The organism is Catenulispora pinisilvae (assembly GCF_015356865.1).
In the GTDB taxonomy this organism is placed as follows: domain Bacteria; phylum Actinomycetota; class Actinomycetes; order Streptomycetales; family Catenulisporaceae; genus Catenulispora; species Catenulispora pinisilvae.
In genome coordinates, this window is sequence record NZ_JAAFZA010000048.1 from 12,010 (window position 1) to 37,056 (window position 25,047).

The following is a 25,047-nucleotide window of genomic DNA, read 5'->3' on the forward strand; positions in this document are numbered from 1 at the left end:
GACTGATACGTCATGGCCGGACGCTCGATCATGGACTCCCTGACCGAAGGCTTCGCCGCGCTGGTTTTCGGCAAGGTCGAGACCGCCCGCCCGCCGGTGCGCACCTCGTCCTCGCAGGCGCAGGCCGTATACCTGCCGACCGCGGCGCCGGGCCTGGGCGACTCCGGCGTCATCATCGGCCGCGAGGTCTACTCCGGCAAGGGCTACGTCTACGACCCCTTCCAGCTGTACGGCCAGCAGCTGCCGGCCCCGCACTGGCTGGTGCTCGGCGAGTCCGGCAACGGCAAGTCGGCGCTGGAGAAGACGTACGTGCTGCGCCAGCTGCGCTTCAAGGACCGCCAGGTGGTGGTGCTGGACGCGCAGGGCGAGGACGGCGTCGGCGAGTGGCACCTGATCGCCGAGTCGCTGGGCGTCACCCCGGTCCGCCTGGACCCGCACGGCGTGCACGGCGACAGCATCTGCCTCAATCCGCTGGACCCCGCGATCGCCACCACCGGCCAGCTCGCGCTGCTGCGGACCATAGTCGAGGTGGCCCAGGGCCGGCCGCTGGACGAGCGGGCCGGCTACGCGTTGAAGGCCGCGCACCTGCGGGTCGGCGAGGCGGCGCTGAAGTACGGCCGCCAGCCGATCCTCTCGGACGTGGTCGAGGCCCTGCGCACGCCGCTGAACAGCGCCGCCGAGGACATGAACGTCACCATAGAGGACGTGCAGGCCTGGGGCCTGGACGTCGCGCTGGTCCTGGACCGGCTGGTGGACGGCGACCTGGCGGGCATGTTCGACGGGCCCACGACGCAGGGCATCGACCTGGACTCGCCGCTGATCGTCTTCGACCTGTCGGCCATCGACCGCAACTCGATCGGCATGCCGATCCTGATGGCCATCGTCGGCGTCTGGCTGGAGCACACCTGGCTGCGGCCGGACCGGGTGAAGCGCATCCTGCTGGTCGAAGAGGCCTGGCACATCATCAACTCGCCCTTCGTGGCGCAGCTGTTCCAGCGGCTGCTGAAGTTCGGCCGGCGCCTGGGCCTGTCCTTCGTCGCGGTCGTGCACCACCTGTCGGACGTCGTGGACGGCGCCGCGGCCCGCGAGGCGGCGGCGATCCTGAAGATGGCGTCGACCCGCACCGTGTACATGCAGAAGGCTGATGAAGCGCGCACCACCGGCAAGGTGCTGGGCTTACCACGCTGGGCGGTGGAGATCATCCCATCGCTGACACCGGGCATCGCGGTCTGGGACGTGAACGGCGACGTGCAGGTGGTGAAGCACATCGTCACCGAGCACGAGCGTCCATTGGTGTTCACCGACCGCGCCATGACGGAGACCTCCGCGGAGGCCGCGGCGATCCTCGCCCGTGCGACCGCCGCCGCCCTGCCGCCCGGGACCGCCGAGGAACAAGCGGCGGCGCTGGAAGCGGCCGAAGCAGAGCGGTTGGCCGCGTTGCCGGCGCCGGCCACGCCGGTACGCGCGATCGCCGCGGGCAACCAGCATCCGCTGCCGCGCCGCGAGGAGCGGTGGGAGGTGCAGCCGATCACCGACGACGGGGACGACGAGCTGACGGCCATTGCCGGGACGCTGTTCGGGAAGAAGGCCGAGCTGCCATATCACACGGCCGGTGAGCCGCCGGAGGTCTGGGACCGATAGCGCCCGCCCGCTTTACCGGCAATCAACCGGATTGCCGGTAAATATCCGGACTACCGGCGATCAGCCGGTCAGGCCGTGGCGGGCTACCGGCATTCCACCGGATTCTCGATAGCCCGGCGAACGGCCGCCGCCTAGCATGGCCGCATGATCGCCTTGCTGTCCGCACCGACCAACCTCGGCCTGCGACCCCTGCGCCCGACCACCGTCCCCGGCACCGCCAAGGCCCCGGAGGCGTTGCGCGAGGCCGGTTTGCACGCCCGCTTCGCCGAGCTCGGCGCCCGGGACGCCGGCGTGGTGCTCCCCGGCCGCTACGAGGACGACGCGCGCCCCGGACGCCTGCGCAATCAGGACGCGATCATCGACCACTCCCGGCGGCTGGCGCAGCGCATCGGCAAGATCCGCGCCGAGGGCGACGCGCCCCTGGTCATCGGCGGCGATTGCAGCCTGCTGATCGGCTGCGGCCTGGCCCTGCGTCCGACCGGCCGCTACGGCCTGGTGCACCTCGACGGCCACACCGACTTCCGCAACCCCGGGAACTCGGACGCCTGCGCCGCGCTGGCGGGCGAGGACCTGGCCGCGCTCATCGGCCGGCACTGGCCGGCGATCGCCGACATCGACGGGCTCGGACCGTACTTCGATCCGGCGGACACCGTGCACGCCGGCTGTCGCGAGGACGACCAGGAAATGGCCGAGGTCCAGGACGCCATCAGCCTCACGATCCGCGCCGCGGAGATCCTCCAGGACGGCGTCGCCGCCACCGCCGCCCGCATCCGCGCACAGCTGGACCGCGCGGAACTCCACGGTTACTGGCTGCACGTCGACGTGGACATCCTCGACGGGGCCGTGATGCCCGCGGTCGACAGCCCCGATCCCGGCGGCCTGTCCGCCGACCAGTTGACCGGACTGATCGCCGCCCTCGCCCCCGGCGCGGTCGGCGGGGACGTCGGCGTCTTCGACCCCGATCATGACCCGGACGGCCGCTACGCGCGGCTGCTGGTCGACGTGGTCACCGAGGGGTTCGGCCACCTCGGGCAGGGCCGCCGGCACTAAGGGTTCTCACACAGCGGGATCTTTCAACAGGATCCTGATATAGCGATCCCCTGCGAACGCAGGGCGGTCCGCGACCGACGTCGCGGACCGCCTGACATCAGGTCCCTGGTAAAGGGAAGTCCAGTAATCGGGCCGCCTGCTCCTCACTCCGGCACGGCCAGACATCCCCGCACGTGCAGAACCGCGGCCCGGCTTCCCCGTCCATCCCCCGCACCTCGACCTTGTGATGCACCGCGAACAGCACCCCCACCCAGTTCCGGTAATCCGGGGAGACGTGACCGTCAAGACTTGCGACACTCATGTATGTCCTCCAGTCTCCGCGACGTCGAGCGACACCGTCTTCCAGACACGGTGTAGAACGACGGCGAGCCGCGCGGGTGACGGGTGATTTCTGAGACGGGAGTTGCTGCATGAAGTACCGCATCCTTGGGAGTGACGGTCCGCGGGTTTCGGCTTTGGGACTCGGGTGCATGGGTATGTCCGAGTTCTACAGCGTCACACCGGAGTCCGAAGCCGAGTCGATCTCGGTGCTGCACCGGGCGATCGACGATCTCGGGGTGACGCTATTGGACACCGCCGACATGTATGGCAGGGGCGAGAACGAGAAGCTGGTCGGGCGGGCGCTGACCGGCGGCCGCCGGGACAAGGTGGTGCTGGCGACGAAGTTCGGCATCCAGCGCGATCCGGAGACCGAAGAGCGCGACGTGCGGAACGACCCCGAGTACATCCGCACCGCCGTCGACGCCTCGCTGGGCCGGCTCGGCGTCGACCACATCGACCTCTACTACATGCACCGGCGCAACCCCGACGTCCCGGTCGAGGAGTCGGTCGGGGCGATGGCCGAGCTGGTGCGGGCCGGCAAGGTGCGCTACCTGGGCCTGTCCGAAGTGAACGCCGAGACGCTGCGCGCCGCGCACGCCGTGCACCCGATCACCGCCCTGCAAAGCGAGTACTCGCTGTTCACCCGGGACATCGAGGCCGAAGTGCTGCCGACGGCACGGGAACTCGGGATCGGCGTGGTGCCCTACTCCCCGGTCGGGCGCGGGCTGCTGACCGGTGCCATCACCTCGGTGGAGGGCCTGGCCGCCGACGACTTCCGGCGTGCCAACCCCCGCTTCGCCGACGGCAACCTGGAAGCGAACCTGAAGCTGGTCGCGGAGCTGCGCGCGGTCGCCGAGCAGACCGGGCACACCCCGGTCCAACTGGCCCTGGCCTGGCTGCTGGCCCAGGGGCCGGACCTGGTGCCGATCCCGGGCACCAAGCGGGTCAAGTACCTGGACGAGAACTCGGCCGCGGCGGACATCGAGCTGACCGCCGAGCAGCTGGCGCGGATCGAGGCCGCGGTGCCGCACGGTGCGGCCTCCGGGGAGCGTTATTCGCCGGCTGCCGCGCAGCGGATGGAGTCCCGCTGAGAAGTCCCGCCGAACAGCAAGCGAACAGCAGCAGAACCGGTGCCGAGCAAGCGCTGAGCAGGCACTAAGCGGTTGCCGGGCCCAGCAGCCCAAGCCCGATAAGGCTTCGACAAACCCCATCGGCTGTGCAGTAAGGCCCCCTGAGGTACCTGAGGGTCGTACCTAAGGTACCTCAGGGGCCAAGGACTGGCCTGTTGCCTCATGTGTAGGGGGTGCCTCCCGCTGGAGACTAGTACACGTCACCGAAGTGGGATCGCACGAAAGGCCGCAACCGAAACCATGAACAACACCGTCTACACCCTTGAGATCGCCAACGCCCGCCGGGCCCAGCTGATCGAGCAGGCTCGCCGCCACGGGCTGGCCAAGCGCGCCCGCCGGGCCATGGACAATTGCCCGGACAAGGTGCATACCGTGCACGCCGTATCACGTTCCGGTGAAAGGTCGGTGACCTGAGCCGGACCCCTGTGCGATGCTCGACCATGTGTCGATGCGCCAGGTGAGCCCCGTCTTCGTCGGCCGCGGGCCGGAGCTGTCCAAGCTCCGGTCGCTGCTGGCCAGCGCGTCCGGGGGCGAACCCGCGGTGGTGGTGGTCGGCGGGGACGCCGGGATCGGCAAGTCCCGGCTGATCGAGGAGTTCGTCCGGCCGCTGCTCGACGCCGATCCGGCCGCCCCCAGCGCGCCGGCGAGCGCGACCGCGGGCAGCACCAAGGCGAACCAAACGAATCCGGCGAACCGGACCGGCCAGAGCCCCGCCACCGACATGCGGGTCCTCATCGGCGGCTGCGCGGAACTCGGCGACGAGGGAGTGGCTTACGCCCCCTTCGTCGCCGCGCTGCGCCAGCTGTTGCGGGACTGGCCCGGCGCGTTCGGCGACGGCGACGGGGTCCGGCGCCGGGAGCTGGCCTGGCTGTTGCCGGAGCTGGCGGAGGGCCTGTCCGGCGACGACTCCCCGCGCGGCCCGATGATGCGTCCGGCCGGCATGGAACGGCACAGCGACGCGCTCCCGGCCGTAACGCGCGCCGGTGAGCAATCCGTCCGCGGGCACCTCTTCGACGCCGTCCTGGGGCTCCTGGAGGACCTGGGATCGGCCGAGACGCTGCTGCTGGTCCTGGAGGACCTGCACTGGGCCGATCGGTCGACCCGCGACCTGCTGGGCTTCCTGTCCCGGTCGCTGCGCGACTCGCGGGTCCTGATCGTCGGCACCTACCGCACCGACGACCTGCACCGCGGCCATCCGCTGCGGCCGTTCCTGGCGGAGCTGGACCGGATCCGGGGCGCGCGGCGCATCGATCTGGGACCGCTGACCACCGGCGAGACCGCGGAGCAGTTGGCGGCCATCTACGGCAAGACCGGCCGGGATCTGCCGCCGGGGTTCGCCGAGGAGGTGTTCGCGCGCGCCGAGGGGAACCCGTTCTTCACCGAGGAGTTGGCGTGCGTGGCCTCGGACGGGTCGAACCTGATGCCCTCGGACGTCGGCGGCTTCTCGCTCTCGGACACCCTGCGGGACCTGTTACTGATCAAGGTGGAGCAGCTTCCCGAGCCCACGCAACGGGTACTGCGGCTGCTGTCGGCCGCCCTGCCGCCGGTCGACCACCGGTTCCTGTTGCTGGTCACCGGGGCCACCGACGACGAGTTGAACGAACAGCTGCGCCCGGCGTTCCAGGCCCACATCCTGGTCCCCGGCGAGACGCCGACCAGCTACCGGTTCCGGCACGCGCTGCTGCGGGAGGCCGTGCACAACGAACTGCTGCCCGGCGAGCACTCGGCCCTGCACCGCAAGTACGCCGAACTGCTGGAGGACGAGCCCTCGCTGGTGGCGGCCGAGGCGCGGGAAGTCGAGCTGGCGCACCACTGGTATTCGGCGCGGGACTATCCGCGGGCCTATGACGCCGCGTTGCGGGCCGCCGAGGCCGCGGACGCGCGGTACGCATACGTCGAAGAACACCAGATGCTGGAACGCGCGCTGGACCTGTGGGATCAGGTGCCGGAACCTGGTCTGGCCTACGCGCGGCTGCTCTACAAGGCCGCCTGCGCCGCGCATCTGGCCGGCGACCCGCATCGGGCGCTGTTCCTCACCGACAAGGCCCTGAAGCGGGTCGACGCGGACCAGGACCCGGAGCTGGCGGCGCTGTTGCACCACCTGCGCAGCCGGGACCACCACATCCTGGGCCGGGGCGACGGGATGGCCGACATCTGGGCCGCGCTGGACCTGGTGGACGGCGAGTCCTGTCCGCAGGTGCGGGTGCAGATCACCAACAGCGCCTCCTTCATCAAGATGCTGACATCCGACGACATCGACGCCGCGCTGCGCTTCGCCGAGGAGACCGCGCTGCTGGCCGAGAAGATCGACTCCGATCTGTACCGGATCGCGGCGGCCATCACCAAGGGCACGGTGTTGGCCGGGCAGGTCTCCCTCGGCACCCACGAGGAGGGCCTGGCGATCCTGCGGCAGGCCATCATCGACGCCCTGGGCTACGGCGATCCCGGCATCATCGGCCGCGGCTACATCAACCTGTGCAGCGCGCTGGAGACGCTGGACCGGCACCAGGAGGCCGTGCAGGTGGCCCGGGCGGGCCTGACCGAGCTCAAGCGGCGCGGCGTCCGGCTGCGGGTGGCCGAGAGCATGCTGTGGCTGAACATGGCCGAGTCGCTGATCGCGCTCGGCGACTGGGACGAGGCGCTGGCCGCCCTGAACTCCAGCCTGGACCTGGACCCGCCGGGCATCCACGGCGCCACCACCCACGAGTACCTGGCCGATCTGGCGCTGCTGGCCGGCCGGGGCGAGCACGCCCGCGGCGAGTTGACGCTCGGCGCGCGCATCCCGAGCCGCAACTTCGAGCACCAATACGCGCTGCCGGGCATCCGGCGCGAGATCGAGAAGGCGGTCTGGCTGACCCGCTCGGTCACCGAGGCCCGCACCGCGTTCCAGGCGTTCCTGGACAAGCCGCAGTTCCTGGGCGATGAGCGCTACGCCTGGCGGGTCCTGACCGCGATGGCGATGGCCGAGGCCGACCACGCAGAGGTTCAACGGCATCTACAGCCCACCCGCGCCGCGTCCCGCTCCGGCCTGGCCCCGGCCGACACCGCCAGCGCCGCGACGGTGGCCGCACTGGCCCAGCGGGCCGGCCGGCTCCCCGCCCTGACCCCGAGCCAGGCCGCGGCCGCCGCACAGGTGGCGGCGGAACTGGCGCGCTGGCGCGGCGTCGCGGGCGCCGCGGAGTGGGCGGTCGCCAGCGAACTGGCCGCCCGCGAAGGCGTGCACGCACATCAGGCCGCGTACATCCACTTCCGCGCCTCCGAGGCCAGCGCCGCCAACGGCGACCGCGAGCAGGCCGCCGAACTGCTGCGGCGCGCAGTCCGGGCGGTGGCGACCCTGCCGGCCGGCCCACTGTGCCAGGAGGTGCAGGCCCTGGCCCGCCGCGCGCGCCTGGACATCAGCGACTGCATGCCCGCGGCCCCGGCCCCCGGCGGCCGAGGCACGGACTCCAGCACCCCGCTCGGCCTGACCGCACGCGAGCTGGAGGTCCTGGCGCTGGTCGCGCAGGGCCTGTCCAACCGGCAGATCGGCGAGCAGCTGTTCATCTCGACGAAGACGGCGAGCGTGCACGTGTCCAACATCCTGGCCAAGCTCGGGGTGGCCGGGCGCGGGGAGGCCGCGGCGGTGGCGCACCGGCTGCGGGTGTTCGAGGAGGCATAGGGCGGCGGGACGCTTGGTCCCGACTACTGCCCACTACTGCCCACTACTGCCGACCCACGGCGGTGGTATCCGGCGTATCGCGATCGGCCGAATCATATTCGTCCCCTGAATTCCCGCCGAAGATACGCGGTCACCTCCCGCGATCGGCCGCGGACGCTCCGCGATCCCTCATTCGGATGGATCGCCCCGCGCCGTTCCCGTGAGGCGCCCCGGGAGAGGTCCACACTGATGGTTCGCGTGAGTTTCACGTCGCTGTGCCGTCCGTCGAAAGGCCGCCATGAAGTCACCGGTCATGCCCGCGATCGAGGAGCTGCTGCACGCGGCGTTCGACGCCGCGCCGATGCCGGCGGTGCTCGCCGACGGCCCCGGCCACCTGCTGCTGGCCGCCAACGAGGCGTGCCAGGCCGACTTCGGGGCGGTGGCGCTGCGCCGGCCGGTCGAGGACGCGCTGCCGGAGTTGGCGGCCACCGGTCTGCCCGCGGCGCTGGACCAGGCCTACGACACCGGGCGTCCGGTGCTGTTGCACGACCGGCTGGTGCGGCGGCACGGCGGGGACCGGTACTACACGCTGGTGTGCGTGCCGGCCCGCGGCGGGGTGGCCGTGTTCTGCCGGGACGAGACCGAGCGGGTGCGGCGGGACCAGGCGCTGCTGGAGGAGGAGACCCGCAACCGGAACATGGCGGTGATGCTCCAGCGCTCGTTGCTGCCGCAGCGGATCGTGCAGCCCGATGAGATCCGGCTGGCCGCCTGCTACCTGCCGGCGCTGGTGCGGTACGAGGACGCCTCACTGGACGCCGAGCCGGTGCTGGAGGTCGGCGGGGACTGGTACGACGCGATCCCGCTGGGCGCCGGGCGGACCGCGCTGGTGGTCGGCGGCGTGACGCCGCAGGCCGGGGGCGTCGGGGTGCGGGCGGCGGCGGTGATGGGGCGGCTGCGCGCGGCGGTGCGGGCCTACGCCTCGCAGAACCTGCCGCCCGGCGAGGTGATGTACCACCTGGACCGGCACGCGCTGGACTTCGACGGCGAGCGCACCGGCGCGCCGGTGGCGACGCTGGTGTACGCGGTGCACGACGCGGACAACGGCTCGCTGACGTACGCCAACGCCGGGCACTTACCCCCGCTGTTACGCCTGCCGGACGGCTACGTGGCGGTGCTGGACGGCGCTTCGGGGCCCTCGCTGGGCAGCGGGGACTGGACCTGGCAGGAGGCCGCGGTGGCGGTGCCGCCGGGGTCGTATCTGGCCTTCTACACACAGGGCCTGCTGGAGCGCGGGACCGGCGATCTGCGGCGGGTGTTCGCCCGGGCGCCGGAGGAGGAGCCGCCCCGGCCCGGCGCCGGCCCGGTGGACCTGGTGCGGGACCACATCCTGGCCTCCATCGACCCGCTCTCGGTGTCCAGCGGCAACCTGGACCCCGCCGGCGCGGTGCGCACCGACGACGTGGCGCTGCTGGTGGCGCACGTCCCGGCCTGGACCGGCGCGCACGCGGCGCTGTTCCGCTCGGCGTCGGTGGAGCTGGTCGGCGGGCCCGAGATCGCCGCGCACGCCCGCAGCTACACCGCCGGCGTCCTGACCACCTGGGGCGTCGCCGACGACCTGACCGACACCGCGGTCCTGGCGGTCAGCGAACTGGTCGCCAACGCCGTCACCCACGGCGCCGCCCCGGTCGTGCTCCGCCTGCGCCGCACCGACCGCCGCCTGATCATCGACGTCGCCGACCAGTCCGACCACCTCCCCCGCCGCCGCCTGGCCCGCGAGACCGACGAGGACGGCCGCGGGATCAGCATCATCGCCGCGGTCGCGGCGGCCTGGGGCGCGCGGCCGCTGCCGGAGGGCAAGTCGGTGTGGTGCGAGTTCGAGTTCTGAGAGGACACAACTCGCGGTGAGGCATCAGGCGATGGCGGCGATGTCGCCGTCGTCGAAGTAGATGGCCTGGTGCAGCTGGCCGCCCAGGGCCCTCGCATAGCGGGCAAGCACTTCCTGGCCGGAGACATTGCCTTGCTCTATCTGCGAGATGCGGCCTTTGGTGACACCCATGCTGTCAGCCACCTGCTGCTGGGTCAGGCCACGGGCCTTCCGGAGCTCCGCCAACCGGTATCCCATCATCTCGGCGCGGAGCTTGGCCCGGCGCTCGGCGGCGACCTCCTCGCCGCCGGCACGCTCGATGAACTCGGCGCGAATATCGCTCCACTTCACATAACCGGTCATCGTCAGTCCTCTGCAAGCGTGTCGAGTGCGTCTAACGCCTCGACGACCCGTGTGATCGGCGTCTCGGAGTATAGCATTCACTAAACCCACGCTCCCTCCCGGCGTAAACGATCAGCGCCACAGCACCCCTTACAACTAACCCGCTGTAGTCGCGAAAACCCCCAGCACCGCCCCGCGCTGACCGGTCACATCGACGGCGCTCCCCACCGGCCCGTATATTGCGGAGGAGCCGCAGCCAACCCCTCAAGACGCCCTGCCGCCGAAGGCCGGTCGGGCGATAGCATGGGGACTCGGGTTGTCGGTCGCCGGCCATCACGCGGCCGGCGGGGGGACATCGATTTCAGGAGCTGACGGATGAGTGTGGCGGGCGCTGTCGCCTGGCCGGCGCGCACCATATGGTGGCCGCGGCGGCATCGTGCGGCCGTCGCGGGTGCCCGCGCGCGCCAGGTCGGGCTCGGGGTCGCCGCCGTCGTGGCGGCGCTGCGGGAGGCGCTGAACACGCCGACCGAGGACGCCGAGGGCGATCTGTCCGCGAGCGGGAACCATCCGCTGGCGATGATCGGCGGGAGCACCGCGCCGCGCGGCCACCGGGCGTTGCAGCCCGGCGCGGGTCCGTCGCTGGCCGACCTGTACTACGCGCACCGCCTGTCGCTGGTGCGGCTGGCCATCCTGCTGGTGGACGACCAGGCTTCGGCCGAGGACGTGGTGCAGGACTCCTTCACCGGCCTGTGGCGCCGCTACGGTGACGACCTCACCGGCATGGAGAACCCGGTCGGCTACCTGCGCACCGCCGTGGTGAACAACGCGCGCTCGGTACTGCGCCGCCGCAAGACCGCCCGCGGCTACACCCCGCCGCACATCCCGGACGCCGCCAGCGCCGAGTCCGTGGCCCTGCTCTCCGAGGAGCACCGCGAGGTGCTGGAGGCCATCCAGAAGCTGCCGCCGCGCCAGCGCGAGGTGCTGGTGCTGCGCTACTGGTCCGATCTGTCCGAGGCGGACATCGCCGACGCGCTGGGCATCAGCCGGGGCACCGTGAAGTCGACGGCGAGCCGCGGGCTGGAAGCTCTCGGCAAACTGCTCAAGGGCTGACACCCCCCGACATACCCGGTCACCCATCACCCGACGGGGTGAATCAGTATCACGGTTTGCCAAATTCTGCCGTGAGACTCTCGAAACTCTATTGAGTTCTGTGTTGAATTAGAGCACGCTGCCTTGCTACACCCGAAGTTTCTGACGACCCGTCAGGTGGTAGCACTCGATGACCTCCGCGCGCTCACCGCGATCCCGTAACCGCCACAACCGCCGTCACCACCGAATAGCCACCGCGACCACCGCGATCGCCATCGCGGCCCTCTCGCTGTCCCTGGGTGCCTGCGGCGCCCGGCTGTCCGCCGACCAGAAGGCCGCCGCCATCGCGTACGGCCAAGGCGCGAACGGCAACGGCTCGCAGAGTGCTGACGGCTCCCAGAGCTCCGGAAACGGCACCGGCGGGACGACCGGCGGCACCGGAAGCACAGGCACCACCGGGGGCGGCTCCGGCGGCACCACCGGGGGTGCGGTCGGTGGGACCAGCGGCGGCGCGGTCGGCGGCACCTCCACCGGCGGCACCACCGGGGGCAAGGGTTCCGGCGGAACCACCGGAGGCAAGGGCTCTGGTGGCACCACCGGGGGCAAGACATCCGGTGGCGGCACCAGCGGCGGTGGTACCAGTGGCGGCGGAACCGGGGGCGGTACCGGCGGGGGCAGCGGCGCCCCGGGTGCCGACAACTGCGTCGGCACCGCGACCGGCTCGACGGCCACCGGCGTGACCGCGAACAGCATCAGCCTGGGCAACGCCAGCGACCTGTCCGGACCGATCGGCGGCCTGTTCAGCTCCGCCCCGCAGGCCGTCCAGGCATACGCGGCCTACTTCAACGCCACCCACCCGAACGGCATCTGCGGCCGCAAGCTCACCGTGCACTCCTACGATTCGCAGACCTCGGACGCCGGCGACAACCAGCAGACCCTGACCGCCTGCCAGTCCGACTTCGCGCTGGTCGGCTCGGTCTCGGCCTTCGACTCCGGCGGCGCGGCGTCCGACGCCCAGTGCGGCATCCCGGACCTGCAAGCGGTCAGCACCACCCGGGCCCGGCAGACCTGCGCGGTCTGCTTTGGAACAGACTCGCAACAATTGCCGTTGGTCCCCCAGGTGCAACCGGACTTCTGGAACAAGCAGTTCCCGGGCGCGGGCGCCAAGGCCGCGTTCCTGTACGTCGACACCGGCACCACCGCGCAGCAGGCCAAGTCCTGGGAGCAGGCGTACGCCAAGGACGGCTTCAACTGGCTGTTGGACCAGCCGATCGGCGTCTCGGAGTCGAACTACACGCCCTACGTCGTGAAGATGCAGCAGGCCGGCGTCCAGTACGTGCAGTTCCTCGGCGCGTATCAGGAGGCCGCGACGCTCGCCCAGGCCATGCAGCAGCAGGGGTTCACGCCGAAGGTCTTCGTCCTGGACCCGACCGGCTACGACCCGAACTTCGTGCAGCAGGCCGGCTCGGCGGCGAACAACGCCTTCGTCTTCAGCAACGCCGCGATGTTCGAGGAAGCCGGTTCGAACCCTGAGCTCCAGCTCTACACCAAGTGGCTGCACCAGGTGGCCCCGGGCGCCACGCCGACCTACTTCGGGATGTTCGCCTGGTCCTCGGCCGAGCTGTTCACCCGGCTGGCCAACCAGATCGGGCCGAACCTGACCCGGCCGGCGATGGTGCAGGCGCTGTCCAAGGTGCACAACTACACCGGCAACGGGCTGTTCGCACCACAGGACGTCGGCGGCAAGACCACCTCACCGTGCGCACTGTTCATGCAGTACACCGGATCGGGCTGGAAACGGGTCTCCCCCGGCTCCGGCTGGACATGCGGGAACCTCATCAACTCCGGCGTCAGCTGAGAGCGGGCTGCGTGAGATGAACGTCTTCCTCACGTACACCGTCCTGGGCCTGGTCATCGGCGCCTCGTACGCGATCGCCGCGTCCGGGCTGGTCCTGACCTACGCGACCACCCGGATCTTCAACGTCGCGCACGGCGCGACCGCGATGGTCATGGCGTTCGTCTACTGGGAACTGGCCTACAACCAGGGCCTTTCCAACTGGCTCTCGGTCCTGATCGTGGTGTTCGGGGTGGCGCCGCTGTTCGGCGCGCTGCTGGAACGCTGGGTCATCCGCCGGGTCGCGGACTCCGGAGTCGGCGTCACCCTCGTGGTGACCTGCGCGGTCCTGGTCGGGCTGATCGGCGCCGCGGAGAAGATCTGGCCGCCGGGCGTGCACCAGGTACAGCAGTTCTTCGCCGGGCACGGCCTGACCGTCGGGATGGTCCGGATCACCGGGAACGATCTGCTGACCGTCGCCCTGGCAGTGGTCGTCGGGGCCGTGCTTTGGGCGTTCCTGAAATTCACCCGGCTCGGCGTCGCGATGCGCGCGGCGGTGGACGACAAGGAACTGCTGGCGCTGCACGGCGGCCGGCCGCACCTGATGTCCTCGATCGCCTGGGCCATGGGCTCGGCACTGGCCGCGCTGGCCGGGATCCTGCTGGTGTCCTCGCAACCCAGCGAGCTGAACTACATATCCCTGACGCTCCTGGTCGTGAACTCCTACGCCGCGGCGATGGCCGGCCGGCTGACCAGCCTGCCCCGGACCTTCATCGGCGCGCTGGTGTTGGGGCTGCTGAACGCGTACGCGTCCGGATACCTGTGGACCGGCCCCGGCTGGACCGGCTTCCGCGAGGCGATCCCGGCCATCTTCCTGCTGTTGATGCTGTTGTTGATGCCGCAGGCGCGACTCCGCGTCGGCCGGCTGGCCGGGGTGGCGGGAGTGCGCACACCGGAGATGCGGCGGGTCGGACTGGCCTCGGCGCTGCTGCTGCTCGCGGTCGTCCTCGGCAACTCGGTGTTCAGCGAAGTGAACGTAAACCGGATGGCGCTGGGGCTGTGCTTCGCGATCCTCGCGCTGTCCCTGGTGCCGCTGACCGGGTTCAGCGGCTACGTCTCGCTGGCGCAGTTCAGCTTCTTCGGGGTCGGCGCGCTGACCGTAGCGAAGATGCACTCCTCGGCACCCACCGCGGTACTGGCCGGAGCGTTACTCGCGGCAGTGGCCGGGATCCTCGTGGCCTTGCCGTCATTACGTTTGCAGGGCTTGTATCTGGCGCTGTCCACGATCGCCTTCGCGCAGATCATGGACACGATGGTGTTCCAGAACCCCTCGCTCGGCGGCTTCGGCGGCTCGCTGACCACCAAACGCCTGGACATGTTCGGCTACCGCTTCACGTCGGACAAGGCCTACGCCATCTTGGCCGCGGCGGTGTTCTGCGTCCTCGGGGCCGGAGTGATCCTGCTGCGGAAGGGCCGCTATGGCAGGGTCCTGATCGCGCTGCGGGACTCGCCGGCGGCCTGCGCCACGCTGGGGCTGAACCCGCGGCTGGCCCGGGTCGCGGTGTTCGCGGGGTCGGCCGCCGTCGCCGGACTCGGCGGCGGGCTCTACGCCGGACTACAGAACCAGGTCGGCAGCACCAACTTCCAGTTCTTCAACAGCCTGCCGCTGTTGCTGATCGTGGTCTGCGCCGGCGTGACGTCGGTGAGCGGCGCGCTGCTCGGCGGAATACTGCTGATGGCTCTGAACAGCTATCCGAGCACCCAGGCCTACTTGTTCCTGATCCTGGCGGTCGCCGCGGTCGGCCTCGGGAAGCAGCCGAACGGGATCACCGGATGGCTGTTCTCCTTGCGGGACAACCCGTTGGGCGCGCGGCTCGGGCTCGGATCGGCGGGGATCGCCCGCGGCATAGCCACCCGGTCCGTGGCGGATAAGAGTTCTGCGATCGACGGATCGGTGTCGGTCGGGGAGAACGCGGAGGTCGAGGCGTGACCCGGTTGGACGTGAAGGAGGTGACGGTCCGCTTCGGCGGCGTCACGGCCGTGGACCAGGCCACGATCTCGGCCGAGGGCGGACAGGTGACCGCGCTGATCGGACCGAACGGGGCCGGGAAGACCACGCTGTTCAACGTGGTCACCGGCCTACAGAAACCTACCGGCGGCCGGGTCTTCCTGGACGGGAAGGACATCACCCACACCCCCACGCACCGCCGGGCCCGGCACGGGATCGCGCGGACCTTCCAGCGGCTGGAGGCGTTCGGCTCGCTGACCGTCGAGGAGAACATCCGGGTCGCCGCCGACGCGGTGCGGGCGAAGAACGCCAAGCCGGCGCAGGTGACCCGCGGGCTGATCAAGCGGATCGGGCTGGAGCGCTATGCCGACGCCCGCGCCGACGCGGTGCCGACCGGCGTCGCGCGACTCGTGGAACTGGCCCGGGCGCTGGCGATCGATCCGGAGCTGCTGCTGCTGGACGAACCGTCCTCGGGACTGTCGGAGGCGGAGACCGAATCCTTCGGCGAGCTGTTGCGGGATCTGGCCTCGCAGGGCCGGGCCGTGCTGATCGTGGAGCACGACATGGGGCTCATCATGCGGGTCTCGGACGTCATCCACGTGCTGGACCGGGGCCGGCTGATCGCCTCCGGAACGCCGGCCGAGGTGCAGGCGGATCCGTTGGTGCGCAAGGCGTATCTCGGCGAAGAGGACGAGCCGGAGGACGACGAAGGGCCCGAGGACGACGACGGTCACACGCTCGTCCTGTCGGCCGCCGATCCCGACGACGACACCGCGGCCGTGCCGCCGACAAGGCCGACACGGCCAACGCAGCCGACACCGCCGGCATCGCCGATACCGCCGCTGCCGAAAGGCCCCGGTCCGCAAAGCGGCGAACCGGCGTCAGGAGGCTGGTTCTGATGGCCCCGATCCTCGAACTGGAAGGCGTGCACGCGGCCTACGGCCGGATCGAAGTGCTGCACGGCGTCGATCTGGCGGTGCCGCGCGGCGCGGTCGTGGCCCTGCTCGGCCCGAACGGCGCCGGGAAGACGACCCTGATGAAGGTGTGCTCGGGCCGGCTGCGGGCCACGTCCGGACACGTCCACCTCGGCGGGTCGCACGTGAACGGGGCCGCGCCGGACGCGCTGGCCCGGGCCGGGCTGTGCACGATCCCCGAAGGCCGCGGCATCTTCCCGAACCTCACCGTCGCGGAGAACCTGCGGCTGTCGGGGCTGGTCGGGCAGGCGTCGGCGGCGCAGATCTACGAGACGGCGTTCACCCGGTTCCCCCGCCTGGCCGAGCGCTACGACCAGTTGGCCGGCTCGATGTCCGGCGGCGAGCAGCAGATGCTCGCCATGGCCCGGGCCCTGGTCACCAACCCGGCGGTGCTGCTGGTCGACGAGCTGTCGATGGGCCTGGCGCCGCTGATCGTGCGGCAGTTGTACGACGTGCTCGGACAGATCGCGGACCAGGGCGTGACCGTGGTCGCGGTGGAGCAGTTCGCTGACATGGCGTTGCGGGTCGCGGACTTCGCGGCCGTGATGACGCACGGCAGGATCGTGGCCTTCGACGAGCCGGAGGTCATCCGGCGCGATCTGGCCGCGCTGTATTTGGGAGGTGCGGCGGCATGAGTGCAGGGAGTCCGAAGAGCACAGGGGATCCCGGACGGGACCGGCGGCGGCGCGAGGGGCGACGGCGAGCGGCCCGGCGCGGCGGGGCGGCCGTCGCGGCGATGACGATCGGGGTGCTGGCCACGCCGGGGGTGTGGGCGAGCACGGCACCGTCCCCGACGACACCGGCGCCCAGCCCGGCGGACGGCGGCGCGGCGCCGGGACTGGGCGGCTGGACGATATCGGCCTCGGCCGCGCCGATCACCATGGAGATCTACGATCCGAAGATCCCGATCCCGGCCCAGCCCGGGCAGCCGAACCTCGAATTCGACCTCTCCTACACCCGGGCGAGCTACGGATCCGGGCCGACCGGGGCCGCCACGGCCAGCTGGCTGTGGCCCGGGGACGCGATCGCGTTCGGCCTGGGGCAGCTGTTCAACAGCCCCAACGTGAAGTACCCGATCCTGACGAACGTGCAGTTCCCGGGCGCCACCCCGGACGCGACGATGCAGCCGATCCCGGGCTCCTACATGCAGTCGCACACCGACGCCAACGGATCGACGTCGGTGTCGACCTTCGGACTGCCGTTGCCGGGGACCGGGCCCTCGCTGCCGGGGTCCGCGCCGACCAGCGCCCCGTCGGCGGCGCCGTCGTCGGCCCCGCCCGGCCTGCTCGGCGGGCTGCTCGGCGGCGGGCTGCCGCCGCTCCAGCTGCCGGATCTGGGGACGCTCATCCAGTTCCTCACCGGGCAGTCGGCGCTGGTGGACATCCAGGGCGAGCGGTCGCAGACCTCGGCGACGGTGACCAACGGCAAGGCCGTCGCCACCGCGGAGTCCGACGCCGGCAAGCTGTTGCTGCTCGGCGGGCTGATCGAGTTCGACGGCCTGAAGGTCACCTCGCAGAGCACGTCGGACGGCGTCAAGGGGACCTCGACCGGGAACGTCGACTACGGCTCGATGTCGGTGGCCGGGGTGACGTTCGGGATCACCGCGAACGGGATCCAGACCCCGGCCGGGCTGATCGCGCTGCCCCAGCTGCCGGACACGGTGAACCAGCTGCTGGCGCCGCTGGGGATCTCGATCGCGCTGCCGGCGGCCAGCGACGTGTCGAAGGACACCGCCGGCCAGATGTTCAGCCACGGGCTCCAGGTGACGATCGACACCGCGAAGCTGAAGGCGATGCTGCCGCTCACGCCGGTGCTGACCCAGCTGTTCGCGCAGATCCCGCCGCAGCTCCTGGCGCAGCTGCCGGCCCCGTTGAGCACCATCATCCCGACGCTGCCGCAGCTGGCGCCGAAGATCGTGCTGACCATCGGGTCGGCCAAGTCGCAGGCGGACGCTTCCCAGGCAATCGACCTGTCCGGCGGAACCACCGGCGGGCCGACCACCCAGCCGTCCAGCGGCGGCAGCAGCTCGTCCTCGTCCGCCGGCACCAGCGGCGGATCGTCCACGGGCGGCTCGACCACCGGCGGCTCCGACCTCAGCGGCGGCACCGGCGGCGGCTCGGTGGGCGGCGGGAGCGTCGGCGGCGGGACCGGTGGCGGCACCGTCGGCGGGACCACCGGAGGCGGCACGACCGGCGGATCGGCGGGCGGGACGACGGGAAGCATGGCTCCGAGCCCGCCGATGCAGAACACCGCGGCGAAGGTGTCGCCGGCCGCGTTCGGCGGTCTGCCCGGGCAGCTGATGCTCGGGGCGGCCGTGGTGGCGTGCTTGGCCGCCTGGGGGCTGAAGAAGTACAGCAACCTGCTGTTCGGCGGTGCGGGCTGCGAGGCCGGGCACTCCACCGGGGTGCCGGATCTGCGGGAGTTCGAGGAATGAGGGCCACGGCCCGGCCGGCGACGGCGCGAACCGCACTGGAGGGTGATCGATGAGCACTGCGAAGACCTGGGCGGGCCGCGCCGTCAACGGCCGGCCGCACACCACCGCCGCGGCGAATGTGACGGCCCGCCCGAAGACCCGGACGAGCGAGTCCGAAAGGCTGATGCAGCAAGGGCTGTCGCTGGCCGGCAGCCTGCTGATGCCGCTGGGCCTGCTGGCGATCGGGCTCGGCTGGTACGGCGCGGCCCACACGCCCTACACGTTCGAGCAGGTGTCGTACCTGGTCTCGGGCGGGATCGGCGGACTGGCACTGACCACGCTCGGCGGGTTCCTGTTCTTCGGGTCGTGGCTGGCCCGGATCGCGCACCAGCAGCGGCAGCAGACGGAGTTGTTGGCCGCGGAGATCGCCCGACTGGCCGACGCGATCCTGACATTGGAGAGCGGAGACTGAAACCGGGCACAGATGGGATAGATGAGCCGATCGAGGTCGTGCCCCACGATCCGGCCTGGCTGGATCTGGGGCGCGGGCTCGTGGCGCGGGTCGAGCGCGCGCTGAGCGGCCTGCCCGCCGACGTCGCGCACATCGGCTCCACATCGGTGCCGGGATTGGCCGCCAAGCCGGTCATCGATGTGCAAGCCGGCTGCGCGGCCGGTGACACCGGCCGAGTCGTGGAGCGCTTACGCGAGCTCGGATTCGAGCACCTGGGGCAGACCGGCGGACCCGGAAGAGAGTACTTGCGGCGCCGGAGCGGGGTGCCCGCCAACGTCGCGGTCGTCGAGCGCCAGGGCCGGATCTGGACGGCCAACATCATGTTCCGCGACCACTTGCGGAAGAATCCGGACGCTGCGGCTCGCTACGCGCTCGCCAAGCAACAGGCGGCTGAGGCGACCGGGATGCTGACGGCCTACTCGGAGCTGAAAGCGGCGATCGTCGCAGAGCTCATGGCTGAGGCCGGACAACGGCCGAGGCCCGGCACCTCGGTGCCGGGCCTCATCGGGCGGTGACTTCGCTGAGCCGGTCTTTCACACGCGGCTCGCCATCTCCATCGCGAACTCGCGGTCCTCAGCCTGCCGCTGGGCCAGCGTCCGGCTCTGGGCCAGCGTCCGGCTCTGGGCCAGCGTCGGGCTCTGGGTCCGAGTGCCGTGGGAGGAAAGCGTCCAGGCACGGACGGCGATGGTGCCGAGGCGGACGACGACCTCGCCGAGCGCCATCAGGATCAGGGCGGTGACCCAGGCCTGGCCGCTGGTGATGTCGTGGGCGACGGAGAAGCTGGTCAGGTGGGCGGCGCCGGAGGCGTGGCTGGACCAGACGGCGAAGCCGAGCCGGAAGCCCATGCTGATCACCCACAGGACGGCGGCACCGGCACTGGCCTTGATGGTGACGTGGCCCTCGCGGGTCCGCACCCGGGTGAGCAGGCCGCCGAACAGACCGAAGACGGCGCCGATACCGGTGAACAGCGCCACCAGCGCCAGGTCGTTCCCGGCGGTCGGGATGCCGTGCAGGTACTTGCTCGCGGCCCAGGTGATCATCGCGATCGGGATGATGAACGTGGCCTTGGAGATCCGCTCCTCGCGCAGCTGACGGAAGACGATCAGCAGGAGGGCGATGTCGACGATCCAGTCCGTTGTGTTCATGAGTACGACTATGCAGGCCAGGGCCGTATCGCGGCTTCCACCCGGAGGTGGGTCGCCGGTGGAGTCCGGGCTTGCACCCCAGGGTGGAGTGCCGGGCTCCACCGGTTTGATTCAGGGCACTGAGTTCGCTCGGGCGGGACCGGTGCGCAACGCCCGTGGGGCCCCGTTCAAAGAACGGGGCCCCACGGGGATTCCTCTGGTGCGCGTCAGCTGCTGAAGCCGACCTTGGTCCAGTCGTAGTCCTGGAAGCCGAAGGCGCCGAAGTTGGCCAGCGTCGCCTTGGTGGCCCAGATCTGCGGGCGCTGGTACAGCGGGATCAGGCTGGCCTGGTCGGTGGCCAGCTTGTCCGCGGCGTTGGCGTCCGCGATCGCCTGGGTCGGGTCGGTGTCCTCCAGGGCCTTGGTCAGGGCCTGGTCGATCGCCGGGTTGTTGTCCAGACGCGGGTTGTTGTGGATGTTCTTCGGGTCGGTCACCGACTGGATCTGCGGCGCGCCGCTGCTGATCGGGAACGGGTTGCCGGTGTAGGCGAAGGCCGTGATGTCGAAGTTGCCGGTGTTGATGTACTTGTCGAAGAAGTCATCGCTGTTGACCGGGGTCTCCACCAGGCCGATGCCGATCTTGGCCAGGTCGGCCTTGACCATCTGGGCCTCGTTGGAGGTGGTCTTCACACCCTGCGGCTCGATCCACTTCAGGTTCAGCTTGACGCCGCCCTTGGCGCGGATGCCGTCGCCGCCCTTGACCCAGCCGGCCGCGTCCAGCGCGGCGTTGGCGGCGGTCGGGTTGAAGGCGACGTCGGCGCCGTTGTCCTGGTAACCGGTCTGGTTGTTGACGAAGAACCGGTTGTTCAGGACGGTGGGCTTCCAGGTGCCCAGGTTCTTCAGGTCCACGTCCGCGATCTGCTGGCGGTCCACGGCCTGGTAGATGGCCTTGCGGACGGCGTCGTCCTTCAGCGCCGGGCTCTGGGTGTTCATCGAGATGTGGCGCCAGTCCGGACCGCCGGCGTAGTGCACGGTGCTGTCGGTGGTGTCCTTGATCTTCGCGTACAGCGCCGACTGCGGGCCGACCTCGAAGGCGTCGATCTCGTGGTTGTTGTAGGCGTCGGCCTGGGCCGAGGTGTCCTCGATGGCCCGGAACACGATCTTGTCCAGGACCGGCTTGGTGCCCCACCAGTTGGGGTCGGCGACCACGGTGACGGTCTTGTTGGTCGGGTCCATGCCCTGGAGCTTGAACGGACCGGCGGTGACCGGGATCGCGTTCATGTAGGACTTGTTCCAGCCGTCGGCCGTGGAGATCTTCGAGGCCGGGTACAGACCGGCGCCGTCGAACTGGTCGAACATGCTCTTCCAGTCCGAGAACGGGGTCTTGTAGGTGACCACGACGCTGAAGTCGTCGCTGCCGCGCTCGACGGAGGCCATCTGGTCGTAGCCGGTGGAGCTGGCCACGTCGAAGCCCTGGGCCGAACCCTCCTCGCCCTTCCAGGTGGCGACGAAGTCCTTGTAGGTGATCGGGGTGCCGTCCGACCACTTGGCCTTCGGGTTCAGCTTGTAGCTGACGGTCTGCTTGCCGTTGACCGTGCTCTCGTCGGCGGAGACCAGGTAGTCCGGGTTCGGGGTGGCCTTGCCGGTGGCGTCGAAGTGGAACAGCTGCGGCATCATCGTGGACAGCACCCGCTGGGTGTCCAGCTCGTTGCCGTTGTTGGTCATGCCGTTCCACTGCGACGAGTACTGGTCGATCGCCAGGGTCAGGGTGCCGCCCTTGAGGGTCGAGGCGTCCTTGGCGTTGATGTCGTTGGCGGTGGCGACCGGGATCGACTTGCCGCCGCCGGACGAGGAGCTCGAGGACGAGCTCTTGCTGGAGGAACAGGCCGACGCCGCGAGCGCGGCGGTCGCCAGGACCGCGAGGATCGCGGGCGACTTCTTAGTGATGCTACGCATGGGTGATTCTCCTGAGACAGGTGGAACCAGCGGCGCCGGATCAGCCGGCACAGCTGCTGGGAGGTGGTGTGGGGCGGAAGGCCCGGACGGTGATCAGACCACCTCCAGGGCGTCAGCGAAGTGGCACGCGGCCGCGTGGTCCTCCTTGCCGGGGCGCGTGACGATGACCGGGTCCTCGTCACGACACTTCATCTGCTCGGCGGCGTTCAGCGACGCGTACTTGAAACAGCGGTCACGGAACCGGCAGCCGGAGGGCACGTTGGCCGGCGAGGGCAGGTCGCCGGGCAGCAGGATCCGCGAGCGCTCGCGCTCCTTGCGCGGGTCCGGCAGCGGGATCGCCGAGAGCAGGGCCTGGGTGTAGGGGTGCGAAGGCAGCTCGAACACCGAGGCCACGTCGCCGATCTCGACGATCCGGCCGAGGTACATCACGGCCACCCGGTCGGCGATGTGCCGCACCACCGACAGGTCGTGCGCCACGAACAGGTAGCTCAGGCCCAGCTTGGCCCGCAGCTCGTCGAGCAGGTTGATGACCCCGGCCTGGATCGACACGTCCAGCGCCGAGACCGGCTCGTCCAGGATGACGACCTTCGGGTTCAGCGCCAGGGCCCGGGCCACGCAGATGCGCTGCCGCTGGCCGCCGGAGAACTCCCGGGGGAAGCGCGAGGCGTGGTACGGCTCCAGGCCGACCAGCTCCAGCAGCTCGGCCACCCGCTCGTAGGCCTTGTCCTGGGACCAGCCGTGGGTGCGCAGCGGCTCGGCGATGGCCTCACCGACCGGCATCCGCGGGTCCAGCGAGGCCATCGGGTCCTGGAACACGATCTGGATGTCCTTGCGCATCTCCATGCGCTCGCGGCCGGACAGCTTCGCCGCCTGGCGGCCGAACACCGCGATCGACCCGGCCTGCGGGGCCACCAGCTCCAGGATCTCCAGCAGCGTGGTGGTCTTGCCGCAGCCGGACTCCCCGACCAGGCCCAGGGTCTCGCCCTCGCGGATCTCGAAGTCGATGCCGTCCACGGCCTTGACCGTGCCGACCCGCCGCTTGAACACCGCGCCGCGCATCAGCGGGAAGTGCTTCTGCAGGCCCTTGATCTCCAGCACCGGGCTGCGCTGCGCGCGCGGCACGGTGTCCAGGTGCGTCTCGGGGATCTGCGGGACCGGGTACACCTGGTCGATCGGGATCGTCCCGCTCTCCAGGTCCGCACGGCGGTGGCAGGCCGAGGGGTGCGAGTCCGGGCCGGCCGGCAGCAGTTCGGGCTCGGCGTCCCGGCAGATGTCGGTGACGATCGGGCAGCGGTCGGCGAACGGGCAGGCGTCCGGCAGGTCCACCATCGACGGCGGGTTGCCCTCGATCGGGGTCAGCGGGCGCCGGCCGTGCTCGCCGGAGACGTCCAGCCGCGGGATCGAGCCCAGCAGGCCGATGGTGTAGGGCATGCGCGGCCGGTAGTAGATCTCGTCGACGGCGCCCTGCTCGACCGGGCGGCCGGCGTACATCACCGAGACCTTGTCGGCGAAGCCGGCGACCACGCCGAGGTCGTGGGTGATCATCAGGATCGCCGCGCCCGTGAGCTCCTGCGCGTTCTTCAGCGCCTCCAGGATCTGGGCCTGGATGGTCACGTCCAGCGCGGTGGTCGGCTCGTCGCAGAGGATGACCTTGGGGTCGTTGGCGATCGCCATGGCGATCATCACGCGCTGGCGCATACCGCCGGAGAACTCGTGCGGGAAGTTCTTGAAGCGGCGCTCGGGGTCCGGGATGCCGACCACGTCGAGCAGTTCCAGCGCCCGCTTGCGCGCGGCGTCCCGGGACAGCTTCTGGTGCACGCTCAGCGCCTCGACGATCTGGTCGCCGACGGTGAACACCGGGGTCAGCGCGGACAGCGGGTCCTGGAAGACCATCGCGATGTCCTTGCCGCGGATCTTCGACATCTGCTTGTCGCCCAGCCCCAGCAGCTCCCGGCCCTCCAGCTTGATGGAGCCGGTGATCCGGGCGTTGTCCGGCAGCAGGCCCAGGATCGCCATCGCGGACACCGACTTGCCCGAGCCGGACTCGCCCACGATGCCCAGCACTTCGCCGGGGTGCAGGTCGTAGCTGACGCCGCGCACCGCGCGCACGTCCCCGGCCTCGGAGCTGAAGGTGACGTGCAGGTCCTGCACGGACAGCAGCGGGGTGCCGGTGGGCGCCGGGTTCTTCGGGCGCCCGGCGGCGTCGGTCAGCAGCAGGTTCTGGCTCATCGGGCCGAGGCTCCCGTCGAGTTGGGGTCGAGGGCGTCGCGCAGGCCGTCCCCGATGAAGTTGACGCACAGGATGATCAGCACCAGGACCGAGGCCGGGAACACGAACAGGTACCACTGGTCGGTGGAGGCGAACTGCGCCCCGTCGTTGATCACGGTGCCCAGCGAGACGTTCGGGGTGCGGATGCCGAAGCCCAGGAAGGACAGGAACGATTCGGTGACGATCGCCGCGCCCACGTTCAGCGTGAAGTCGACGATCAGGATCGAGGAGATGTTGGGGATGATGTGCCGGGCGATGATGGTCCAGGCCGGCACGCCCATGTACCGGGCGGCCCGGACGAACTCGCGCTCCCGGATGGTCAGCGTCATGCCGCGCACCACCCGCGAGGTGATCATCCAGCTGAACAGCGCGATCATCGGCACCAGCACCAGCCAGCTGGTGCCCTGGAAGTACGGGGACAAGATGATCAGCATCAGCAGCGAGGGCACGACCAGGAACAGGTCGGTCAGCCAGACGATGACCTTCTCCCACCAGCCGCCGAAGTAGGCGGCCGCGGTGCCCAGCAGGCCCGCGGACCCGGTGGACAGCAGGGCCACCAGCAGCCCGATGATCAGCGACTTCTGCATGCCGTTCACGGTCTGGGCGAACATGTCGTGGCCGACGTCGTCGGTGCCGAACAAGTGGTCGCCGGTCGGCCCGGACTGGGTGTTGACCAGGTCGATGTCGGTCGGCGACCAGTGCGTGAGCAGCGGGCCCAGGAACGCGAACAGGAACAGCAGCACCAGGCCGACCAGGCCCACCATCGCGAACTTGTTGCGGCGGAACCGGCGCCAGACCAGACCGGCGCGGCCGGAGCGGGCCGGAACGGCGGCGAGCGGCTGGACGGACTCGGTGTCCGCGGCGGTCGGGGCGGTCATCACAGGGC

At 70.6% G+C, this 25,047-nt stretch carries 18 protein-coding genes and 1 pseudogene; 14 read left to right on the forward strand and 5 right to left on the reverse strand.

Features of this window, described 5'->3' with window-relative positions; translation table 11 throughout:
• Nucleotides 1-12: 12 nt before the first annotated feature.
• The 6 genes and pseudogenes from IZR01_RS15730 to IZR01_RS15755 form a co-directional block, all read left to right on the forward strand.
• Nucleotides 13-1,404 (forward strand): annotated as a pseudogene (locus IZR01_RS15730) (ATP-binding protein); the annotation flags it as partial.
• 381 nt (nt 1,405-1,785) lie between these two features.
• A complete protein-coding gene (locus IZR01_RS15735) occupies nt 1,786-2,691 on the forward strand; it encodes an arginase family protein (RefSeq protein WP_194924299.1) in 906 nt (301 codons plus the stop codon).
• Between the two features lie 410 nt (nt 2,692-3,101).
• Nucleotides 3,102-4,103: an aldo/keto reductase gene (locus tag IZR01_RS15740; protein ID WP_194924300.1), complete on the forward strand. Its 1,002-nt coding sequence runs from the start codon at nt 3,102-3,104 to the stop codon at nt 4,101-4,103.
• Between the two features lie 279 nt (nt 4,104-4,382).
• Nucleotides 4,383-4,556, forward strand: coding sequence for a hypothetical protein (locus tag IZR01_RS15745; protein ID WP_194892770.1), 174 nt, complete (start codon nt 4,383-4,385; stop codon nt 4,554-4,556).
• Nucleotides 4,557-4,590: 34 nt separating this feature from the next.
• Nucleotides 4,591-7,800, forward strand: a complete 3,210-nt coding sequence (locus IZR01_RS53265) for a helix-turn-helix transcriptional regulator (RefSeq protein WP_194924301.1) — start codon at nt 4,591-4,593, stop codon at nt 7,798-7,800.
• A gap of 292 nt (nt 7,801-8,092) precedes the next feature.
• Nucleotides 8,093-9,664: an ATP-binding SpoIIE family protein phosphatase gene (locus IZR01_RS15755; RefSeq protein WP_228559581.1), complete on the forward strand. Its 1,572-nt coding sequence runs from the start codon at nt 8,093-8,095 to the stop codon at nt 9,662-9,664.
• A 24-nt stretch (nt 9,665-9,688) separates the two neighbouring features.
• Here IZR01_RS15755 and IZR01_RS15760 read toward each other — a convergent pair whose 3' ends face one another.
• A complete protein-coding gene (locus IZR01_RS15760) occupies nt 9,689-10,006 on the reverse strand; it encodes a helix-turn-helix domain-containing protein (RefSeq protein WP_194892767.1) in 318 nt (105 codons plus the stop codon).
• A 555-nt stretch (nt 10,007-10,561) separates the two neighbouring features.
• Here IZR01_RS15760 and IZR01_RS15765 point away from each other — a divergent pair.
• The 8 genes from IZR01_RS15765 to IZR01_RS15800 all read left to right on the forward strand — a co-directional run bounded on the left by IZR01_RS15765 (nt 10,562) and on the right by IZR01_RS15800 (nt 19,329).
• The gene (locus IZR01_RS15765) at nt 10,562-11,095 is read left to right on the forward strand and encodes an RNA polymerase sigma factor (RefSeq protein ID WP_194892783.1); all 534 of its coding nucleotides are present in this window, start codon (nt 10,562-10,564) and stop codon (nt 11,093-11,095) included.
• Between the two features lie 169 nt (nt 11,096-11,264).
• Entirely contained in the window at nt 11,265-12,932 is a 1,668-nt protein-coding gene (locus tag IZR01_RS15770; protein ID WP_194924302.1) for an ABC transporter substrate-binding protein, read from the forward strand.
• 16 nt (nt 12,933-12,948) lie between these two features.
• Nucleotides 12,949-14,898 carry a branched-chain amino acid ABC transporter permease gene (locus IZR01_RS15775; RefSeq protein WP_194924303.1) on the forward strand — a complete coding sequence of 650 codons (1,950 nt, stop codon included), beginning with the start codon at nt 12,949-12,951 and terminating at the stop codon, nt 14,896-14,898.
• Entirely contained in the window at nt 14,895-15,815 is a 921-nt protein-coding gene (locus IZR01_RS15780; RefSeq protein ID WP_323747016.1) for an ABC transporter ATP-binding protein, read from the forward strand. The genes IZR01_RS15775 and IZR01_RS15780 overlap by 4 nt, the downstream gene beginning before the upstream one ends.
• Nucleotides 15,815-16,525, forward strand: a complete 711-nt coding sequence (locus tag IZR01_RS15785) for an ABC transporter ATP-binding protein (protein WP_194892764.1) — start codon at nt 15,815-15,817, stop codon at nt 16,523-16,525. The genes IZR01_RS15780 and IZR01_RS15785 overlap by 1 nt, the downstream gene beginning before the upstream one ends.
• Nucleotides 16,522-18,324, forward strand: coding sequence for a choice-of-anchor P family protein (locus tag IZR01_RS15790; protein ID WP_194924304.1), 1,803 nt, complete (start codon nt 16,522-16,524; stop codon nt 18,322-18,324). Before IZR01_RS15785 ends, IZR01_RS15790 begins: the two co-directional genes overlap by 4 nt.
• A 49-nt stretch (nt 18,325-18,373) precedes the next feature.
• The gene (locus IZR01_RS15795) at nt 18,374-18,775 is read left to right on the forward strand and encodes a hypothetical protein (RefSeq protein ID WP_194892762.1); all 402 of its coding nucleotides are present in this window, start codon (nt 18,374-18,376) and stop codon (nt 18,773-18,775) included.
• A 38-nt stretch (nt 18,776-18,813) separates the two neighbouring features.
• Nucleotides 18,814-19,329 carry a GrpB family protein gene (locus IZR01_RS15800; protein WP_194924305.1) on the forward strand — a complete coding sequence of 172 codons (516 nt, stop codon included), beginning with the start codon at nt 18,814-18,816 and terminating at the stop codon, nt 19,327-19,329.
• An 18-nt stretch (nt 19,330-19,347) separates the two neighbouring features.
• Here the strand turns inward: IZR01_RS15800 and IZR01_RS15805 are convergent, their stop codons facing one another.
• The 4 genes from IZR01_RS15805 to IZR01_RS15820 form a co-directional block, all read right to left on the reverse strand.
• Nucleotides 19,348-19,959, reverse strand: coding sequence for a hypothetical protein (locus IZR01_RS15805; RefSeq protein WP_228559583.1), 612 nt, complete (start codon nt 19,957-19,959; stop codon nt 19,348-19,350).
• 206 nt (nt 19,960-20,165) lie between these two features.
• A complete protein-coding gene (locus IZR01_RS15810; RefSeq protein ID WP_194924306.1) occupies nt 20,166-21,893 on the reverse strand; it encodes an ABC transporter family substrate-binding protein in 1,728 nt (575 codons plus the stop codon).
• A 93-nt stretch (nt 21,894-21,986) separates the two neighbouring features.
• A complete protein-coding gene (locus IZR01_RS15815) occupies nt 21,987-24,122 on the reverse strand; it encodes an ABC transporter ATP-binding protein (protein ID WP_194924307.1) in 2,136 nt (711 codons plus the stop codon).
• Nucleotides 24,119-25,039 (reverse strand): ABC transporter permease, encoded by a 921-nt coding sequence (locus IZR01_RS15820; RefSeq protein ID WP_194892758.1) that lies wholly within the window; start codon nt 25,037-25,039, stop codon nt 24,119-24,121. Before IZR01_RS15820 ends, IZR01_RS15815 begins: the two co-directional genes overlap by 4 nt.
• Between the last annotated feature and the right edge of the window lie 8 nt (nt 25,040-25,047).

Coding starts and splice junctions, on each gene's coding strand:
- IZR01_RS15740 (WP_194924300.1), top strand. CDS start 3,102: ATGAAGTACCGCATCCTTGGGAGTGACGGTCCGCGGGTTTCGGCTTTG.
- IZR01_RS15785 (WP_194892764.1), top strand. CDS start 15,815: ATGGCCCCGATCCTCGAACTGGAAGGCGTGCACGCGGCCTACGGCCGG.
- IZR01_RS15810 (WP_194924306.1), bottom strand. CDS start 21,893: ATGCGTAGCATCACTAAGAAGTCGCCCGCGATCCTCGCGGTCCTGGCG.
- IZR01_RS15805 (WP_228559583.1), bottom strand. CDS start 19,959: ATGAACACAACGGACTGGATCGTCGACATCGCCCTCCTGCTGATCGTC.
- IZR01_RS15775 (WP_194924303.1), top strand. CDS start 12,949: ATGAACGTCTTCCTCACGTACACCGTCCTGGGCCTGGTCATCGGCGCC.
- IZR01_RS15765 (WP_194892783.1), top strand. CDS start 10,562: ATGATCGGCGGGAGCACCGCGCCGCGCGGCCACCGGGCGTTGCAGCCC.
- IZR01_RS15815 (WP_194924307.1), bottom strand. CDS start 24,122: ATGAGCCAGAACCTGCTGCTGACCGACGCCGCCGGGCGCCCGAAGAAC.
- IZR01_RS15820 (WP_194892758.1), bottom strand. CDS start 25,039: ATGACCGCCCCGACCGCCGCGGACACCGAGTCCGTCCAGCCGCTCGCC.
- IZR01_RS15760 (WP_194892767.1), bottom strand. CDS start 10,006: ATGACCGGTTATGTGAAGTGGAGCGATATTCGCGCCGAGTTCATCGAG.
- IZR01_RS53265 (WP_194924301.1), top strand. CDS start 4,591: ATGCGCCAGGTGAGCCCCGTCTTCGTCGGCCGCGGGCCGGAGCTGTCC.
- IZR01_RS15790 (WP_194924304.1), top strand. CDS start 16,522: ATGAGTGCAGGGAGTCCGAAGAGCACAGGGGATCCCGGACGGGACCGG.
- IZR01_RS15755 (WP_228559581.1), top strand. CDS start 8,093: ATGCCCGCGATCGAGGAGCTGCTGCACGCGGCGTTCGACGCCGCGCCG.
- IZR01_RS15770 (WP_194924302.1), top strand. CDS start 11,265: ATGACCTCCGCGCGCTCACCGCGATCCCGTAACCGCCACAACCGCCGT.
- IZR01_RS15795 (WP_194892762.1), top strand. CDS start 18,374: ATGAGCACTGCGAAGACCTGGGCGGGCCGCGCCGTCAACGGCCGGCCG.
- IZR01_RS15735 (WP_194924299.1), top strand. CDS start 1,786: ATGATCGCCTTGCTGTCCGCACCGACCAACCTCGGCCTGCGACCCCTG.
- IZR01_RS15745 (WP_194892770.1), top strand. CDS start 4,383: ATGAACAACACCGTCTACACCCTTGAGATCGCCAACGCCCGCCGGGCC.